The sequence below is a fragment of the Fluviicola taffensis DSM 16823 genome, from assembly GCF_943372375.1.
Taxonomy (GTDB): Bacteria; Bacteroidota; Bacteroidia; order Flavobacteriales_D; family Crocinitomicaceae; genus Fluviicola; species Fluviicola taffensis_A.
On record NZ_CALRYJ010000001.1, the window covers coordinates 770245 to 788974 of the forward strand.

Genomic DNA, 18730 nt, shown 5'->3' on the forward strand with positions numbered 1-18730 from the left:
TATTATTCCCCGAAACTATCACAATGGAACTCACTGAAAAATTTCTGACTGAATTACAACGAAGACTTAAAATTGGTAACCGAAGAGGAGTACACCTTAATGCTATTCCTGGTAATTCACGTTATAAATTTGATATCAATCGACTTTCACATATCGATGAGAATTTGCCAAAATCTTTTATCAAAGCTTTGCTAACACAACAACCTCTGAAATTCAAGGTGAGTTGGAAAGACAATGTTCCGAATATGAATGAAGTTTTTGAAGAAGATCAATCACAGCTTTTAAAAATCACCCGAAGTTTCGAGAACTTAATAAACCAAACTGATGCTATTGAATCCGAGAAAGGAATAAACACTTTCGGGTTTGGATTTCCCATTTTAGTTAGACGGGATCAGGTTGACAATAAATTAACCGTAGCACCAATTCTTATTTGGTCATTACGAATTAGAAGGACTAAGGATTTTAATACTTGGGAGATCATAAGAAATGAAGATGACCCGATTTATTTGAATGAGGTGTTGATTAACCATCTTCAGAATGATGTGAAGGTTGAAATTGATCAGATTTCAAGTGATATGATGGACGATGGTCTAATCGACAAATCTGAGTTAGCAAATATCTGTTATGATCTACTACATAAGATCTATTCAAAACCAGTTAATGGATTGAAAGAGTTTATCTATGATAATCTTGAATCAATCAAATCAATACCAGATAAAGTTACATTGGAAAAAACAACTACTGATTCGAGTTTTCATCCAATTCACTATGGCGGTCTTTTTTCGATTTTTGAAGTTCAGAAGCAAAATATAATAAGTGACTATGATAATTTAATGAGTTTAAAAGGCTCAGTCATTGAGTTGGGTGAATTTGAAAACCATGGTTTTCAGCCTTTATCATCAGTTGAAACAGACCCATCTCAACAAGGTGTTTTACGTTCATTAAAATCAGATAGAAATATTCTGATCCAAGGTCCTCCGGGAACTGGAAAAAGTCAAACATTGACGGCGGTGCTTGTAAACGCCTTAGAAAACAAGAAAAAAACTATCGTAGTTTGTGAAAAGAGAACAGCTTTAGAGGTGTTACACAAAGCTCTAATTGATAAAGGGCTTAAATATCATACGGTATTAATTCGTGATATAGTTAAGGATAGAAAAGTTGTGGTTGATTCTGTAAGAGACCGAGTGGATACGTCTTCTTACAAACATTATCGATATAAATCATCGAAGGAAACATTAGACAACATTCTAGACAAATCAGCTCAACTTATCAATTCCATTAATACCAAACATAAAAAAATCGATAAAAAACTTTTGGGAGGCAAGACTTGGACGGATGTCGTAGGAACATTGCTTGCTGAATTAAAAGGGAATGAAATTGAAGAGTTAAAACTTTCAAAAGATCATTTTGATTTTTCGTCACAAGAGTTAAATACCAAACTTAATTTATTGGAATCTGGAGAACTATTTTTTAAGGCATATAATCCTCATGAAAAATTATCGTTTATCAATCCAAATAAACTAATCGGAGACAATCCATTTATTATTGAACAAAATTTAAAAGAAGACTTCAAAAAGTATAAGGAGCAGTATGATGTTCTGCTTAATGACAAAGAAACGTATCTTAATGAGTATAGAAAACTAAGGAAGCTAAGACTTGAAAACTTGCTGTCAATAATAGAGAATAGGTTTTCATCCTTAGCTTTAGTGGAGAAGAATTTTGAAAATCTGATAATTGAATTACGCACTGAATACATCGAATTTAGGACGAAGGAAATAAGCGATCAATGGTCTTCTATTATGATGATAATTAGTAAGATTCTAACGGTATATCAACAGAATAATCAGAAGAAGGATTTTCAGGACACAAAAAAACTTCAAAGTACTGGGTATAAAATTCTATCCTGGTTTTCAAAAGAAAAACAAGGAATAATTACCGCACACAATAAAGTTCAAATATTATTCGAAGAGCTTGAAAGAGCTATAAATTCATCGAAAGACATTGATGAAGATTTTCACTCAGATGCAGACTTCGCCTCAAACATAAAACAGGTTGAAAAGTTGAATGACATTTTTAAAGCTTTAAACCTAAAGGGATCAACTGGAAAAGAATTTGAACAACTAAACTTAACTAGTTTTCTTAAAGAATCTGCTTCATCATTTATTGAAAGATTTCATAAAGAAAATAAAGGTTCTGTGATTCATGATAGAATTGATGGCAAGCTGAGCGAATTCTTTAAACTTTCAGTTGATTTACTAAAAGAAACATATCTTAATTTGTATGATTTCAATAAAGAATTAATAGATAAAATAGTGATTTTGGATAGCATATTAAATGCTGTTGATGCCGATAATTCTATTCTATTCATTAGAATAGAATCGGTTATTTCTATCTCCGATGAAGTAAGTCGAGTTAGAGATAAATTCTCTCAAATGATAGAGGTTGAAATTTCAAATATCAATTTATTGTCAATCGAAGGGGAACTGGAGACCGAATCACTTAAAACAATTAAAGGGCATCTAAATAACCTAATCACAACGATTAATAATGACGGGTGGTTGAAAAACCAATTAGGCACAAACTTAAAGCATTTTAATAATGCCACTGAAAGGCTCGAGAAGTTAATACAGATTAAAACAGAATATTTTGATGGTGATAATGACATTTTCACTCCAGAATTTAATTGGTTCAGATTTTATAATGCTTTAGAGGTAAAAGACAAATTGCTTGTTGATGAATTGCGAGACAAAACCGACTGGAAAAAAATCCTAATGGCTTATTATCTGAATTTGGTTCTATTAAATTTTGCAGATACAGATTTACCAACTAACGAGAATGAACATATATTATTGAAATCCACGTTAGAAGGAATTGAGCGGGAACAATTAAAATACATTAAGGAGTTTTGGTATTCAAAACAAATTGATAAGACTAGGGAATTCGAAATAAAGAATATTAATCTTTCCGTTGAAAATCTATACAATAAGCGAAGCAGTACACGATACAAAAGACTTTCGTTACGTCAAATAGTCCAATATGATCCTGAACTATTTACAACCTTTTTTCCAATCATTCTAACTACGCCTGATGTATGTAGCAACCTTTTTAAAGGGATGAATGGTTATTTTGACATAGTCATGTTTGACGAAGCCAGTCAGTTAAGATTAGAGGATAATTTACCTGCAATTTTAAAAGGTCAACAAGTGATCATTGCGGGTGATGAGCATCAGATGCCTCCGTCTAATTATTTCAGTAAAATATTTGATGGCGCAGTTGAAGATGAAGAGGATTTGGATGAAGAAGAAACTCAAATTTTAAACAAGGGGGATATTCTTCTTTCTTGTGAGTCTTTGCTTGATTTTGGATCTGAATTAAATTTTGAAAAGAAACACCTCGATTTTCATTATCGATCTAGGCATCCATTCCTCATAGATTTTTCTAACTACGCCTTCTATAATCAACGATTACAGCCGTTACCAAACAATTTTGAATACACTCCAATTAAATATATTGCAGTGAATGGTTCATTTATTGAACACCAAAATGAAGCAGAAGCTGCAACAGTTCTTTCAATACTTAAAAACAATATCAATCGCTTACCTGATGGTAAATATCCGAGCGTGGGAATCGCCACTTTCAATATTGCTCAGCGTGATCTGATTTTGAGTAAAATTTTAGAACAGCAGAACTCTTCAGCGGATGCCGAATTCGCAACAAAAATACAGGAGCTTTTTGATGATGGAATGTTCATTAAAAATCTGGAAAATATTCAGGGAGATGAAAGAGATGTTATTATTTTATCTACCACTTACGGCAAAGGGAAGGATGGGAAGTTCGCTCAACGTTATGGTCCGATCAATCATTCAAAAGGATATAAATTGTTGAACGTTATTGTTACCCGTGCAAAATTCAAAGTATATGTTTGTTCTTCGATACCTGAAGAAGTTTTCATGAAGTACAATGAGTTTTTAGAATTAGAAGGGGCAAATAATAAACGAGCCGTTTTTTATGCTTATTTGGCATACAGTAAAGCTATTAGTGAAGGCAGAGATGATCTTAGAATTTCTGTTTTAACGGCGTTAAGTGGAAATACAACTCAACTGATTAAAAACGAATTAAGGGAAGAAACTGAATCACCATTCGAGGAAGAAGTTTATCAGGATTTGGTAAACATATTTGGAGATGATAGACTGATACTACAACACCAATTTGCCGGTTTCAGAATTGATTTAGTTTTCGATCATAAAATTAATGGGGTTCCTAAAATCGCTATAGAATGTGATGGTGCTAAATACCACTCTAGTCAAGAAGCGTATTTGTATGATAAGCATAGACAGAAAGTATTGGAGAGCCATGGTTTTGTTTTCCATAGAATATGGAGTACCAATTGGTGGAAGAATCCGAAAAGAGAAATGACGAAACTTGTCGATTTTATAGAAAGTGTGAAGTCGGAAAACCTTACGACTAAAGACTATTCGGATATCGCCTTGGCTTTTACGGATGATGTAAGATAATTTGATTAATAGTTTACTTCCAAGAAATACTTTTTCTATAATATGAAAGAATTTAACGCTTTAGAAATAAAGAAAATCACTCTTGAAACAAATAATGCCACCGCCTTTGCGGAAGTCAGGTTTCCGTACCAAGATTCGTACGAGAGATTTAATAATGACATTGTTCAGGCTGCTAAAGAAGGCAAAAACAATGTTAGTTTTGACTTTATAGATGATTCGTTAATTGACGGAACTCTCTCCTTTGATAACGTCAGAAGAGATTCAAACAGAATTTATCATCCTAGAGTTTCTGGAGGACAAAATAATCTATATGACTATCCAAATTATCTAAATGCCAGAGGTTTTAATGTGGAAATACGAGAAGCAAATTCTCAACACGGCTATAGGTCCAAATCTTATTTCATTTCTTGGTGAGAACAATTCCTAGCTCAATTCTTTTATGCCCTTTAAACGATTCAGCTCAACAATTAATTTGTCTATTAATTCGGAATCGTCCTCTGCAATAACAATTCCAATTACCTTCATTTCTTTCAAAACGGTTCTTAATTCTTCATTAGGATTAAAGTTCAAAATCATTACCATGTCGGACAAATCTGGTCGAGATTTTTTCCTGAATCTTTTAAGATAATAAGCATTACCTAAACCTTCATTATAGTGGTATAAGTCTCGAATGTGATAGCCGTTTTTGCCCCAATTAAGATCAAAACTTTCTTTCTCCAGGTTTAAATATCCACTAAAGTCTTTCAATACTATGTCCATCACCATTTTTCTAAACTCAAGTTCATCAAGAAAAATACGAACATCTGCCGTGTGGTCTTTTAAACGCACGAATAAATTGTTGAGAAACCGATACAAAAGAATTAGCAGTAGTATCGCAGACCCTATTAAGGCATGGTTACATAATGACATTCCACAATATTCGGAATTGAATATTAAGTACATCCAACCAACGAATAGAATATACAATGCTTCTCCAAATAAAGTATTTGGTGCATTAAACGAATTGTCTTCGTCAACAAATTGAGCAATCTCGGCTAACGTATGTATGTTGTCATTTGGTACGACAAAGTTTTTGTTTTCAATAGTAAATCCACCGAAAAACTTAAGAAGCGTTCCAATGCCTTTTTTGTCTTCTGCCCTCTGATTTTCGTCTTGATTCTCTTGTGCTCTTCTTTTTTTTAATCCAATTAAAAGAACAAAAAAGGGTTCTAAGACATACCAGATTACCAGCCAATAAGCAATGAACAGAATTAGGTACACAAAAATTTCACCAATGTGATTACTCCCGTTGAAGCCAGTTATGTTCTTTAGAAAATTGTACTTAAATAGCCCATGAATCCCGTTTAAGATTATGATTGTTAAAATGAGTTTCAAAAAATTAAGAATAAGTAACCTAAGTTTTTTCGGCTGTTCGTAAAGTAGCTTTAATAGTTCAGACATTCGAATGCTTTTAATCTAAGTAAATAGTTCCCTGTTTTCTTGTGTTTTCCAATTTTTCGGCAGATTCTGAAAGTTTTTCCGAGAGTTCTTTCAAAATAAATTTTCGAAGTTTGGTTAATTCATTGGCTTCTAGGAAGGCGTTAGTTAAGTCAGCCAATTGACCCAATACCTGTTTTTCAGCATACAATGTTTGTCCGATGTTTATTGCTTTATATCGGTCGTCTAGCTCATCAATAAATGTGTCTACTGACTTATTAGAAAGAACCAGTAAAACCTTTGAAAACTCAACTACATCAAGATATTCAAAAAACTTAATTTCACTTCCGTCATAGCTGTCAAATATTATTTTGATTTCTTTTGGATCATCTTTTTTGAATGTGTTAACTATTTTCTTTCCGATGTCAAGATTTTTGTTCTTTTCAAACTCTAGGTGTATTTCATTCACCTTTTGCATTATTACTGCGGATTCTTGTCTTTCTTGAGCAAAGTGACGAAGATTTGAAATTCTTTCTTGATCAATTTGGTTTTTGCTCTTCGCAAGCAGTAATCCAGTATTAAGTATTGTTTCTACTTCTGATGCCGATTCTTCAATAAGCTCTTTCTCGCTGAAAAAGTATAACCAATTACTTAAAGTGACATAATCATAAATAGAGTAAATCCCTTTTTTTGTTGCATCTAGCAAAACCTTACTTTGTTCGGTAAATTCCTCATCAGATAAGTTTCTGTAATTATGACTTTCGAAAAGAAGTGCCATTGCCTTTTCAGGCGGAGTTGGTTCAACAATATTTCTGGCTTCAAACTCTGCGTTTAACAATTCCTGATCGAGATAGCCTGTAAAGATAAAATCGTATATACTTTGAAAGAAGTTATAACCTCTGTAAGTGTTGCTAAGAAATTTGTCGTAAAAATGATCTGCATCAGACTTAGATTCTTCCGTTTTTCGAGTTCCAACTCTTATTGCAAAATACAATGGTCGTGAAACAACAAGTGGTGCAGGGTTGGAATAGACACTATAGGGATCACCTGATTTAAAGGTAATGGAGAAAATAGCACAAAACAAAAGTACTTCATCTTGCATTTGATCAGACTTAAGTTTGAATGTTGGGTACAGCCTATGAAGAACATCTATGTAAAACGATAAAATCCTGAGGTTGTCCTCTTTGAAGGACCTCACCAGATCCAAAATTTTGTTTTTTTTCTGGGTAAGGAAATTTGTGAAGTCCGTGTTTCCATTATATACCATGATCAAATTGTCTATGACAAATGGAATATCAGCCTTGAAATCAAGTACACGTCCTACAACTTTTTCTTTAATCTCGTCATATTTCTTTTTATCATCAATTTTTGATTCATCCGCCAGTATTAATGTCTTAACACCTTTATGCTCAACAAATTTATTGACATAACCTAGGATTTCATGAACAGACAATTTAGAGCGTTCAAGATCGTCAAATGCGAGAATTTTATTGGAGAAATCAAACATCTCTACACCCATTCCTCTAAATAAATCTGACAGTGACGATTTAGTGAGAAATTTAGACGCGACGTCAGCTATATTGGTTAATGGTTGTGAGATTTTTTTTATCCAAGATTTGTCTTTGAGATATGGTGCTATTTGAATGAAAATTGCTCGATCAATCTCACCAATGCCTGAGATTCCATTTAATGAAACATATACAAGGTCTTGATTCTTGCTTTTTGCAATTTCTGTCAGTGTGGTTTTCAGAAAAAATGTTTTTCCACTACCCCAAACACCATTTATTAAAAGGGCGGAATGTGCCTTTTGTTCGGAGATATATTCTTTAAAAATGGTTTCAATATGGTTACTTGTCATAGCGGTTCAGAATTGAAAATAAAGATAGTTACGAATTAGCACATTTTCTGCAGAAATGATTCGAAGGAATGCGAAAATTTGGCAGTCGGTTTATTGATAAATTCATAGAACTGTGATAGTGAATCGGCAAACCAAATGTAAAATAATTAAGTTAAACTTAAGATCATATTTGCTCAGTCATAAGAAACGTTGTAACTTTTTGAGCTAACAACAAAGGAGATGGAACCGAGTACACTTGTACTGGATGCCATGCAACATTGTTCATACAAGGCGTGGCAATTGGCTCGTGAAGAAAGCGAGCCAAAGCTTGTTTTAGAAACTTCTAAACGAAAACTAACGACCTATAACCAAAGAAAAATTTCGGATGCTCAATTGCTAATTACTAAAGAAGAACCACCACCTTTTTATCAAAATAAACATTGCCCTGAATGTAAGTACAAAGCCTATTGTCATTCGAAACTTAAAGAACGTGATTGTATTAGTTTGCTTGGAAACATCTCCTTAATTACGATTTCTAAATACAATAAAAAAGGAATTTTCTCAATACTTCAGTTATCTCATACTTTTCGACCGAGACGAAGAGGAAGCAGAAAACCAACTATGGCGACCGCCTATTTATGGGAACTGAAAGCACTTGCTATAAGGGAAAAGAAAACTTATGTAATGTATCTGCCCGAAATTCTGGACTTGAATAATTGTATCTACATTGATTTTGAAGGCACAAAGGACAATTCAATCTATCTTATCGGAGTAAAGATTAAACAGGAAAATCAACAGGATAAAATATTCTCCTTTTGGGCAGACAGCAAAGAAGGGGAAGAAACCATTTTCGATCAATTTTTCAGATTGATTAATGAATATCCAGATGTTCCGATTTTCCATTATGGGAGTTATGAGATCAGGGCATTCAAGAGTGTAATTAAAAAATACCCTAAACTGCCTACAGCGTTGTTTACCAAAATTGAAAGGAGAATGGTCAACGTATTGAGCTATTTCAGGACATACATTTACCCACCAACTTACAGTAATGGATTGAAGGAAATTGCTAATCACGTTGGTTTTGCATGGCAAGTTGATGGAGTTACAGGATTGGACAGTCTAACATGGCGTGAACAATGGGAAACAAGCAAAGAAAACACATGGAAGGATCAACTGATTCAATACAATTGTGATGATTGCAATGCGCTTGAAAAAGTCACCCAATGGATTCAATTGCTGGCAACTGGTGCTGAAAAGGAGAACATAGCACAAGTGGTTGAAATGAAACGGCAAAGCCCGTATAAATTTCAAAGCAACGAATTCAATGACGATTACAACTATATCAACAAAGCAGCATATTTTGATTATCAACGGAACAGAATTTATTGGAGAAATAAAAAAGGTTCAACTTCTGTCTTGAGTGGAGGGACGATGGTAAAAAAGGAATCACAAAGAGGAATACCCAGATGGAACCCGACTAAAGTACATGAGCAAGTTTTTGCACAACCATTGAAAAGATGTCCCAAGTGCGGGAATACACGTGTTTACCAGTTAAAGTCAACATGGAAAAGTAAAATTCAGACCGATCTTAAATTCACCTCTTGGGGTGTTCAGCAACACATAGTACAGTATTGGTCAATGAAAGCGAAGTGTAAGAAATGTAACAACAATTATAACAACGGCACTCTGCGCATGTTTCATTATGGTGATAATCTCTTTGCATGGGCGGTTAACCTTTATGTCAATTATCATGTGAGCCACGATATGATTTGCAAAATGCTTTATGAACAATTTGGTATAGAAATGTTTTACGTGTACCTGATTCGCTCCAAAGGTAGATGGTGGTTGAAATGGCAACCAGAAGTGGATTATGTCAAGAAAACCGTCTTCAATAGCCCATTTTTGCACATGGATGAAACTTCATTCAAATTATCCAAAGACAAAGGATATGTTTGGGCTTTTGCTACCACACATTCTGTCTACTATCATTTTACTTTCAATCGGGAAGCCGACTTTTTAAAAGAATGGTTGAAAGGATATCAAGGTGTGATTATCACAGATTCATTTGCTGGTTATGACGGACTTAATCTGAAAAGACAAAAATGTTTGATTCATTTGATTCGGGATCTCAATGACGATCTACACAAGAACCCTTTTGATGAGGAATATAAATTACTTGTTAATGAATTTGGTAGCTTATTAAAGCGAATCGTAGAGACGGTTGACCGTTATGGATTGCAGAAAAAGTACCTTGAAAAGCATACGAAAGACACAGAGCAGTTTGTCCACAAATTTTTGGAAACTCAATATGAGAGTGAACTTGCGGTTAAATGTATCAAGCGTCTAAAGAAAAACTGGTCAGAATACTGGACTTTTTTACATCATGACAATGTACCATGGAATAACAATAATGCAGAAGTCGCCGTCAAGGCAGTTGCAATGCATCGCAGAGGTACGAATGGTCAAATGAATGAAAATGGAATTCGGCAATATTTAGAGATGCTGAGTATTTCACAAACCTGTCGTTACAGAAGTCTTTCATTTCTTGATGTATTGAGAGGAAAAACGGGGTTGTGGCAAAAAATCCCTGAAGCTGATATGCCTGGATTTTTACCATTTTCTCAGGCAAGAATGTATACTAGAAAACTTGGTTTTGAGCGAAAAAAGCAATGGACAGAATGGAAGCAATTGGGGAAAAGACCATCATTTATTCCTGCAAATCCAGAGGTAAAATATAAAAATGACGGATGGAAAAGTTGGCATGACTGGATTGGGTTCAGTTTCATGCCTTTCGAAAAAGCGAGAACCTATATGCGTAAGTTAGGACTAAAGAACCGTGATGAATATTGGAAATGGAGTAAAAGTGAAAAACGTCCAAAAACTATTCCTGCAAGTCCTGAGAAAGAGTACAAATACACTGGCTGGATAGATTTGGGTGATTGGCTTGGAACTGGAAATCAAGGTCAACAACCTAAAAAACGAATGACCTATGAACAGGCTAAAACGTATATCCGTTCATTGGGAATAAAGACACAACATGAATACTACGAATGGAGAAAAAGTGGTCAACGCCCTGAAACCATTCCTTCTGATCCTAGCCAAGCTTATATAACAGAATTTGAAGGTTGGGGTAAATTCCTTGGAACAGATCGCATTGCAAATCAATGCAAAAATTATTGCACTTATACAGAAGCAAAGACGTTATTGAAACCGTTACATATTCGATCAATGAATCATTTTCGGGAATTGTATGGATTAGGCTTTATTCCGGAGAACATTCCGAAGAATCCGTATGCGTTTTACAATCGTCGCAATGAATGGGTAAGCTTTGCTGACTTTCATGGAAGAGGTTAATTTTGAAAAGTATTGTACTCCATTTCTGTTAGCAAAAACCTAACACTTTTTGAAAGACCGTTTATTACAACGAAATTTGTTTAATAAATCAATGAAACGGGATAATGAATTGGGAAACAGTATTAAAAGAGATTGGATTTGTCGGGATAATTGGAACATTAATTACTTGGCTAATTAAGCAATTAGGGCAAAATTACCTAGATAAAAATTTAAGGTCTTATGAGCTTGAACTTACGAATAGAGCAGAATTGTACAAGCATGAATTATCCTTAATTTCTCAAAAAGCGAGCAAATTACATGAGAAGAGAATAGAACGGATAGAAGAAATTTATTCATTACTCAGTAATTTTCATAGAGATATGGGTGAAATAATTTCATGGAAAGTAGTTACTGGGATGACCCCTGAAGAAATAAAAAAACAAGAAATTGAAACTGTTCAAAAAGCAGGAGAATCGGGTAATCTGTTGTTTGATTACTATTTGACAAACAAGCTTTATTTTAATGATGAAACCTGTAAATACATTGATGAGATAATCAAAGAACTGAGATATGGATACTCCGATCTCACTTTCCATTACACGTTTGGAAATATTTCTCCTCAAATGCAATTTGAAAATGTCAGAAAAGCAACAGTATCAATCCGAGAAACTGTTCCAAAAATTAAAAAGGAGTTAGAAGAAAACTTCCAGAAAATTCTTGGAGTAGAGTGATCGTTTTGGAGTATTAAAAGAAGAATAAACCAATAATTGCTATATTTCGAATTTGAAGCTTGATTTGTTTTTAAAACGGGAATTCGAGGGATTTCAAAGGATTATTTAGAATCCTCTAGAATCGTTAGGAGTTCAATTATACCCTTTTTAGTACCCGATTTCATTTTTATCAATGGAATATGCTGATTTTTAATCGTTTAATCAATTGTAATTTCCCCCTTTGGAGGGGGATAAAGGAGGAGGAAATCTAAGATTAATCAGTAAAGAGTTTCCGCAACTCAGTAGCGTCTTTCGGACTCATCTTCTTCGCCAGGATCAAAGCCAATTGCTTTCTTCTCAAAGCGCCTTCATAACGTTCGATCTCTTCTTCCGTTTCAGGAATCAACTCGGGAACCTGGATAGGACCACCGTGTTGGTCAACCGCTACAAAGGTATAGATCGCCTCATTCGACTTGCTTCGTTTCCCCGTGATGTTGTCTTCCACAAATACATCCACAAAAATCTCCATGGAAGAATTGAATGCGCGGGAAACTTTCGCTTCCAAAGTAACAATAGATGCATGATTGATCGGAGAATTGAAACTCACGTTGTTCACACTTGCCGTAACGACTACGCGGTGACAATGCCGGTGTGCAGAAACACTCGCTATTTCATCCATCCAGGCCAGTAGCTGACCTCCAAATAAATTTCCCAGCGTATTGGTGTCATTCGGTAGAACAACTTTTGTAGTAATGGCTAGGGTTTCCGATGCATGTCGAGGCTTCATTTTCCTTTTTTTTGGTAAAAGTACACTTATTTAACGTGAGCCCGGAATAAGAATGCCATCAGAATTCAAAAAATTCCGCTAGTTAGAAAAAGCCTTACTATATTTACAAACTTCAAAGGGAATTATGGAAAAACTCATTCAGGAATTTTCGTCTAACATCAGTGAAGCTTTAAAAATCGCTGCTGGGGCAACATTTGCTAAACCAACTCAGGACATTCGAAATATTGTCATTTGTGGCATGGGCGGATCCGGAATCGGCGGTAGAATTGTGGCTCAATGGGTTCAAAATTACTGCTTAATCCCGGTATTGTCCATTCAGGATTATTCTTTACCGGCATTTGTGGATAAGCATAGCTTGGTGATCGGATCCTCTTATTCGGGAAATACTGAAGAGACCTTATTTTCTTTAGAAGACGCAAAGAAAAAAGGTGCAACGATCATCGGAATTTGTTCCGGAGGACAGTTGGCTGAGTTTTGCAAATCGAATAATTACCAATACATAGTTGTTCCCGGTGGAAACCCACCAAGAACGGCTTTGGCTTTCTCGCTGGTACAATTAAGTAATATCTTTCTTCAATTAGGATACGCTCACCCAACGATCCTGGATGAAATTTCAAACGGGAAAAACCTGATCGATTCTCATTCGGTTGAGATCAAGTCTGAAGCGATGCGTGTGGCACACGAACTTCAAAAAAGAACGATTGTCGTTTACGCAGGTTCGGAATATGAAGCGATTACCATTCGAGCGAAACAGCAATTCAATGAGAATTCAAAAGAGTTGTGCTGGCAGCATGTCATTCCTGAAATGAATCACAACGAACTAGTAGGATGGGGCGGAGGAGATAATCGCTATGCTTGTTTGTTTATTCAAACAGGAGATTTGTCGATGCGCAACCAGAAACGTTTTGATATTTCCATTGAACGTACCAAATCAAAAACAGATAAGGTTGAAACGATTTCGGCAAAAGGATCCACTCCGGTTGAAAAGAGTATCTACCTGATCCACCTGATCGATTGGATTTCCCTTTATTTATCAGACTTGAAACACGGAGACCCGATTGAAATTGAGATCATCGATTATCTGAAAGCCGAGTTGGGGAAAATCAAATAGAAGTGAGAAGTTGACTTTCCGGCGCGGAGGACTCAGTCAGCTTTTTAAACAGACTTCATTACAGAAATAAATAGTGAAGGGACACTGAGCGTAGTCGAAGTGTTAGTCTACCAGTTTTCCACCCGCATATACCTGGAACCTGAATCCGCGATCCGTGTGGATTTCAAACTTCACCTGGAGCGTAGAACCCATGTACATGTCTTCATTACCGGAAAGCGTATTGATCAGTTCATCCTTGTAATCCAATCGCAATGCGGAAGTGAATCCGTTCGGATCATTCGGTCCGACGATGAGGTAGCTGAAAATATCCTGATGTACAAAACCCTGGAAGGTTGTTGCAAATTCCTTTTCTGATTTCAATGCAGCCATGGCCCGATTCATACTGATCGGTTGAAGAGGGGCAGCTTTATAACTCATGTTGTTAATATCATCTTCAAACGAAGCACGTCGTTCTTTTGTCTTGATAATTTTCCCTTTTTCATCATAATAGGAAACACGGTCAATGAAAACAGCTTCGTTAGCACCATCCACATAATCGATTAGTTCTTGTGTCACGAAAGGTAAGCCGTTGTTCAGGTAGTAAAAACGTTTCCCATTTGATTTTCCGTTCCCATCTGAAAATTGCTCTTCCAGGATCTGCAATACAGTTGCCGAATCCAAATGTCCGATTACTTCGATCATGATGCCTTCCTCCCCTTTTTCATAATGCAGGGAATTGGCAAGTAAATCAGCAGATTCAGTGATTTTCTTTAATTCCAAAACATGTGCATCCATTTCAGCTTCATTTTTGAAATGCTTCACAATGACTTTCTTATCTTCGGTTTTGTTCTCACTGGAATTATCAGAACCACAAGATGCCAATCCGAGAAGTAATAAAGGGAAAATATACTTTTTCATAAGGTTTGTTTCTTTCAAAATGACGTGACTTGTAAAAGTAACAGGTTTATAACAAATGTCCTCCTTTTTTTCGCTTAAATTAGGGATCGAAACAAAAACGACACATGGAAAAGATTGTAATAGCCGGCGGTTCAGGATTAATTGGGACAGGTTTGGCGGATCATTTGAGAAAAGCAGGCAATGAGGTTTGGGTCCTGACCCGCAAAACAACAGATTTGAAACGCTTTTTCCTGAATTGGGATCCGGAAGCTAAAACAATCGATCCGTCTGCGATTGAAGGGACCAGTACGCTGATCAATCTGTGCGGAGCAGAGTTGGCTGCTAAAAGATGGACCAAATCGCGAATTCAGGAACTCTACGATTCGCGGGTGAACACGACTGAGTTTCTGTTCGAATCGTTCAAGAAGTCGACAGAATTAAAACAATATGTATCTGCATCAGGTGCGGTTGCCTATGGATTTGAACATCCTGAAAAGGTTTACAAGGAATCCGATTCTTTTGGGAATGACCTGATTTCGGACATCACCCGAAAATGGGAAAAGGCCGCTGATCTGTTTTCAGCAATCTGCACGGTTTCAAAAGTTCGAATTGCCGTGGTGTTAAGCGAAACGGGAGGAGCTTTGCAGAAATTGGCAAACCCGATAAAGAAAGGTTTTGGAGCAGTTTTGGCTTCCGGTGAACAAGCAATTCCATGGATCTATTCTGAAGACCTTTACAGCATATTTGAACTGGTGATCGCGAACAGATTGGAGGGTGCCTACCACGCTTCAGCAGGAAACACCACGAACAAAGAGCTGACGAAACTAATCGCCAAGTCGTTGAAAAAGAGATTGCTTCCTTCCGTTCCGAAGTTTATTGTCCGGCTTCTTTTTGGTAAAATGGCAGTGATGCTTTTGTACGGGAACACCGTTTCCAACGAGAAAATTCACTCGGAAGGATTTTCTTTCCAACATGGAAATCTCAATTCAACAATTCAACGTATTTTTGGATAAACAAAAAACCCTTTGCCAAAAGACAAAGGATTTTTTTGCTATTAATCGAAAAAACAAGAGCACCCCTACTCCTGTTACTCAAATGAGTACTTTTTAAGAGGAATGACTATGAAAGTCACTCGAACAGAACAAAGATGTAATAAGACAGGAATAAATCGAAATCAATGTTTTCGATATTTACGATAACCAAACACAAATCAATTCAAACTAACACACTGTAAGTCAACAATATACAAACGTTATTTTAAGCTAAAAATTACAATGTCCACAGGATCAACAGATAGTTTAGTTCGCTTGATTTCTTCCCTATCTAAGGCTGAGAAGCGAAGTTTTAAGCTTTATGCGAATCGGAATTCTTCTTCCCAGGAGGAAATAAAGTATTTGCAATTGTTTGATTTTATTGATAAAACAGAGAATTATTCCGATGAATTGGCAATTTCCAAAATCAATGGATTGAAGAAGAGCCAACTTTCAAATATCAAAGCTCATTTATACAAGCAATTACTGACAAGTCTGCGACTTCAGCATGCACCGCATTTGCCAGCGATTGAAATTCGGGAATCCATGGATCACGCATTGATTCTGTATGAAAAAGGATTTTACAATCAGGCATTGAAGCTATTGGAGAAAGCCAAGCAACATGCCATCAAGATTCAATCGACCGTATTGCATCTGGAGATCCTGGATTTTGAAAAGTTCATTGAATCGCAACACATCACCCGCAGTGTATCTTCCCGGGCTGATGAATTGACTGCTGAAAGCAGAGTTCTGAGCAAACATGTCCAGGGAAGTATCCAGTTTTCAAATTTATCCTTGCAACTCTATGCTCTGAATGTCAAAGTAGGTTTTGTGCGGGATGAAAAGGATTACCGTTTCGTAAAGGAATTCTTCGCTAAGCGTTTGCCGGAGTACAATATTGCGGAATTGAACTTTGAAGAGAAGATGCACTTGTACAATGCGTATGTTTGGTATCATTACATCACGCAGGAATTCCTGATGTGCTTCAAGTATGCCAGTTTGTGGGTGAAACTTTTTGAAGATCATTCACATGTGAGAGACCATTACCGCGAAATGTATCTGAAAGGCTTATACAATTTGCAGAATGCCTTGTTCAATTTACGAAATCATAAGCGCTTACTGGAATCCATTGAGAAACTTGAGAGTGCAGACTTAGGGGACCGTGAAAACGAAAACATCTCCTTGTTGCACCGCATGTATTGGCTGACGGCAAAGATCAATTATTATTATCTGTGCGGAACTTTCTCCGAAGGGATTGAAATTGTTCCGAAAGTGGAGCAATTCATTTCAGATCACGAAGATCGGTTGGATAATCACCGGATCATGATCCTTTATTATAAGGTAGCGTGTCTGTATTTCGGAAACGGAGACAATAAAATGGCTATCAAGTATCTGAACCGGATCATTCAATTGAAAGATGTTTCGCTCCGGGAAGATATCCAGGCATTTGCGCGGATCCTGAACCTGATTGCTCATTTCGAATTGGGAACAGACGACCATTTGTTGGATTACCAGATCAAATCCGTTTACCGTTTCCTTCGGAATATGGGAGATTTGCACGGAGTGCAGCATGAAATCCTGAATTTCCTGCGCCAGCTTCCTTTTGCTGATGACCAGTCGTTGATGCGGGCATTCCGCATTTTGCATGGGAAATTGGTGAAATTGTCGAAACTTCCTTACGAAAAACGCCCATTCCTTTACCTCGACATTATTTCGTGGCTGGAATGCAAAGTTGAAAAACGACCGGTTCAGGAAGTGATCCGCAGTAAATTCCTATTGGAACAGGAAACAGGTCAGAGCGTCTATTTCCCTGAATAACAACGAAATTTGGTCCAATTTAAGGGCTCAGTAAAACCAAATGACGAAAAAATAAGCAAAAAACACACGTTAAACTTGTCAGTTTAAAAATAAGTTGTATTTTTGATTACATATTCGTCAAATAAACGTTTAAATACTCAACAATTAGATGACAGAATTAAAAGTAGGTGACCGGATGCCTGATTTTCAGGGAACCGATCAAAATGGAGAAACGATTACGAATAAAAGTTTTGCAAACAAAAAAGTAGTGATTTATTTCTACCCGAAAGACAATACGCCGGCTTGTACGAATCAAGCATGCAGTTTAAGAGATTCGTACCAGGCATTGAAAAATGCAGGCTATTCTATTTTGGGAGTAAGTATGGATACAGAGAAGGCGCACGCTCGGTTTATTGAAAAGTTTAGCTTACCTTTTCCATTGCTGGCGGATACTGAACGGAAAATGATCGATGCGTTTAAAGTTTGGGGTCCGAAGAAGTTTATGGGACGTGAATACGATGGGATTCATCGGACAACATTTATCATCAATGAAGAGGGAGTAATTACCCACATTATTGAGAAACCGAACACCAAAATTCACGGTGAGGAGATTTTAAATTTAGGATGACCGGAACATCGTAAGTAGTTTACGACCTACTGGGTATATATTTGCAGAAACGATAACAAAACGATTTAAAATTAAACGATATGGCAGTTAGAGAAATCAACCCGGAAAAATTGAAAGCACTTCAGCTAACAATGGAAAAGTTAGACAAGACTTTCGGAAAAGGATCTGTAATGAAATTAGGAGACAATGCAATTGAAGAAATTGAGGTGATTCCTTCAGGTTCAATTACATTGGACATAGCTCTTGGAGTGAATGGTTACCCAAAAGGAAGAATCGTTGAAATTTACGGACCTGAATCATCAGGTAAGACAACACTGGCAATTCATGCGATTGCAGAAGTGCAAAAACAAGGCGGAATTGCTGCGATTATTGATGCGGAACACGCATTTGATCAGTTTTACGCCCAAAAATTAGGAGTTGATGTGGAGAACTTATTGATCTCCCAACCGGATAACGGAGAGCAGGCATTGGAAATCGCCGATAGCTTGATTCGTTCCGGAGCGGTTGACTTATTGGTAATTGACTCGGTGGCAGCATTGACACCAAAAGCGGAGATCGAAGGAGAAATGGGTGATTCCCAAATGGGGTTACAAGCCCGCTTGATGTCTAAAGCACTTCGCAAGTTGACAGGTTCGATCAGTAAAGCAAAATGTTGCTGTATTTTCATCAACCAGTTGCGCGATAAGATCG

General features: G+C 36.4%; 13 protein-coding genes. 9 read left to right on the forward strand and 4 right to left on the reverse strand.

Features of this window, described 5'->3' with window-relative positions; all coding sequences use genetic code 11:
• Positions 1-23 precede the first annotated feature (23 nt).
• Together AAG807_RS03245 and AAG807_RS03250 are read left to right on the forward strand one after the other, a co-directional pair.
• Entirely contained in the window at positions 24-4514 is a 4491-nt protein-coding gene (locus AAG807_RS03245; RefSeq protein ID WP_341900738.1) for an AAA domain-containing protein, read from the forward strand.
• A gap of 42 nt (positions 4515-4556) precedes the next feature.
• Positions 4557-4928, forward strand: a complete 372-nt coding sequence (locus tag AAG807_RS03250) for a hypothetical protein (protein WP_341900739.1) — start codon at positions 4557-4559, stop codon at positions 4926-4928.
• A gap of 9 nt (positions 4929-4937) precedes the next feature.
• On the opposite strand, the gene AAG807_RS03255 is transcribed toward AAG807_RS03250, so the two are convergent.
• Positions 4938-5954 carry a hypothetical protein gene (locus AAG807_RS03255; protein ID WP_341900740.1) on the reverse strand — a complete coding sequence of 339 codons (1017 nt, stop codon included), beginning with the start codon at positions 5952-5954 and terminating at the stop codon, positions 4938-4940.
• A 10-nt stretch (positions 5955-5964) separates the two neighbouring features.
• Complete coding sequence (locus AAG807_RS03260; protein ID WP_341900741.1) at positions 5965-7788, reverse strand: P-loop NTPase fold protein; 1824 nt, start codon at positions 7786-7788, stop codon at positions 5965-5967.
• Positions 7789-8007: 219 nt separating this feature from the next.
• Between AAG807_RS03260 and AAG807_RS03265 the strand changes: the two genes are divergently transcribed.
• Together AAG807_RS03265 and AAG807_RS03270 are read left to right on the forward strand one after the other, a co-directional pair.
• The gene (locus tag AAG807_RS03265; RefSeq protein WP_341900742.1) at positions 8008-11121 is read left to right on the forward strand and encodes an IS66 family transposase; all 3114 of its coding nucleotides are present in this window, start codon (positions 8008-8010) and stop codon (positions 11119-11121) included.
• Positions 11122-11225: 104 nt separating this feature from the next.
• Positions 11226-11831, forward strand: coding sequence for a hypothetical protein (locus AAG807_RS03270; protein ID WP_341900744.1), 606 nt, complete (start codon positions 11226-11228; stop codon positions 11829-11831).
• Between the two features lie 253 nt (positions 11832-12084).
• Here the strand turns inward: AAG807_RS03270 and AAG807_RS03275 are convergent, their stop codons facing one another.
• The gene (locus AAG807_RS03275) at positions 12085-12597 is read right to left on the reverse strand and encodes an acyl-CoA thioesterase (protein WP_341900745.1); all 513 of its coding nucleotides are present in this window, start codon (positions 12595-12597) and stop codon (positions 12085-12087) included.
• A gap of 124 nt (positions 12598-12721) precedes the next feature.
• Here AAG807_RS03275 and AAG807_RS03280 point away from each other — a divergent pair, with 124 nt between their 5' ends.
• Positions 12722-13708 carry a bifunctional phosphoglucose/phosphomannose isomerase gene (locus AAG807_RS03280; RefSeq protein WP_341900747.1) on the forward strand — a complete coding sequence of 329 codons (987 nt, stop codon included), beginning with the start codon at positions 12722-12724 and terminating at the stop codon, positions 13706-13708.
• Positions 13709-13810: 102 nt separating this feature from the next.
• Here the strand turns inward: AAG807_RS03280 and AAG807_RS03285 are convergent, their stop codons facing one another.
• Entirely contained in the window at positions 13811-14605 is a 795-nt protein-coding gene (locus AAG807_RS03285) for a hypothetical protein (protein WP_341900749.1), read from the reverse strand.
• Between the two features lie 104 nt (positions 14606-14709).
• Here AAG807_RS03285 and AAG807_RS03290 point away from each other — a divergent pair, with 104 nt between their 5' ends.
• From AAG807_RS03290 to recA, 4 genes are all read left to right on the forward strand, one after another.
• The gene (locus AAG807_RS03290) at positions 14710-15597 is read left to right on the forward strand and encodes a TIGR01777 family oxidoreductase (RefSeq protein ID WP_341900751.1); all 888 of its coding nucleotides are present in this window, start codon (positions 14710-14712) and stop codon (positions 15595-15597) included.
• A gap of 261 nt (positions 15598-15858) precedes the next feature.
• A complete protein-coding gene (locus AAG807_RS03295) occupies positions 15859-17433 on the forward strand; it encodes a hypothetical protein (protein WP_341900753.1) in 1575 nt (524 codons plus the stop codon).
• A 148-nt stretch (positions 17434-17581) separates the two neighbouring features.
• The gene (gene bcp, locus AAG807_RS03300; RefSeq protein WP_341900755.1) at positions 17582-18040 is read left to right on the forward strand and encodes a thioredoxin-dependent thiol peroxidase; all 459 of its coding nucleotides are present in this window, start codon (positions 17582-17584) and stop codon (positions 18038-18040) included.
• An 80-nt stretch (positions 18041-18120) separates the two neighbouring features.
• Positions 18121-18730, forward strand: a 610-nt coding sequence (gene recA / locus AAG807_RS03305; protein WP_341900756.1) for a recombinase RecA, incomplete at its 3' end; no start/stop codon positions are given.

Excerpts from the sequence above, each read along its gene's own strand:
- AAG807_RS03245 (WP_341900738.1), top strand. The coding sequence starts at position 24 with ATGGAACTCACTGAAAAATTTCTGACTGAATTACAACGAAGACTTAAA.
- AAG807_RS03250 (WP_341900739.1), top strand. The coding sequence starts at position 4,557 with ATGAAAGAATTTAACGCTTTAGAAATAAAGAAAATCACTCTTGAAACA.
- AAG807_RS03255 (WP_341900740.1), bottom strand. The coding sequence starts at position 5,954 with ATGTCTGAACTATTAAAGCTACTTTACGAACAGCCGAAAAAACTTAGG.
- AAG807_RS03260 (WP_341900741.1), bottom strand. The coding sequence starts at position 7,788 with ATGACAAGTAACCATATTGAAACCATTTTTAAAGAATATATCTCCGAA.
- AAG807_RS03265 (WP_341900742.1), top strand. The coding sequence starts at position 8,008 with ATGGAACCGAGTACACTTGTACTGGATGCCATGCAACATTGTTCATAC.
- AAG807_RS03270 (WP_341900744.1), top strand. The coding sequence starts at position 11,226 with ATGAATTGGGAAACAGTATTAAAAGAGATTGGATTTGTCGGGATAATT.
- AAG807_RS03275 (WP_341900745.1), bottom strand. The coding sequence starts at position 12,597 with ATGAAGCCTCGACATGCATCGGAAACCCTAGCCATTACTACAAAAGTT.
- AAG807_RS03280 (WP_341900747.1), top strand. The coding sequence starts at position 12,722 with ATGGAAAAACTCATTCAGGAATTTTCGTCTAACATCAGTGAAGCTTTA.
- AAG807_RS03285 (WP_341900749.1), bottom strand. The coding sequence starts at position 14,605 with ATGAAAAAGTATATTTTCCCTTTATTACTTCTCGGATTGGCATCTTGT.
- AAG807_RS03290 (WP_341900751.1), top strand. The coding sequence starts at position 14,710 with ATGGAAAAGATTGTAATAGCCGGCGGTTCAGGATTAATTGGGACAGGT.
- AAG807_RS03295 (WP_341900753.1), top strand. The coding sequence starts at position 15,859 with ATGTCCACAGGATCAACAGATAGTTTAGTTCGCTTGATTTCTTCCCTA.
- bcp (WP_341900755.1), top strand. The coding sequence starts at position 17,582 with ATGACAGAATTAAAAGTAGGTGACCGGATGCCTGATTTTCAGGGAACC.